The 209-nt window shown below is 66.5% G+C and carries 1 protein-coding gene; it reads right to left on the bottom strand.

Annotated features, from left to right (window positions below):
- A partial coding sequence (locus ACV229_RS41005) for an FAD-binding protein (RefSeq protein WP_448088718.1) occupies nucleotides 1-209 on the bottom strand: 209 nt, incomplete at both ends.

Raw genomic sequence — 209 nt, 5'->3', positions numbered from 1 at the left:
GCGACGATCTTGCCGGTCTGGCCCACTTGATAGTCGTTCGGCACGTAGCCCGCGTCGACTGCCGCGCGCGATGCGCCGAGTGCAGCCTGAAGCTTGTCTGCCAGCGGCTCCAGCACCTTCGTGTAGTTCTCGCCGCTGCCGAGGCCACGGCCGCCCGACACGATGATGCTCGCCGACGTCAGTTCCGGACGGTCCAGCTTCGTCACTTC

The organism is Burkholderia sp. MR1-5-21, from assembly GCF_053427715.1.
The sequence above is the reverse complement of the archived record's forward strand: the minus strand, read 5'-3'. Positions and strand labels throughout refer to the sequence as shown.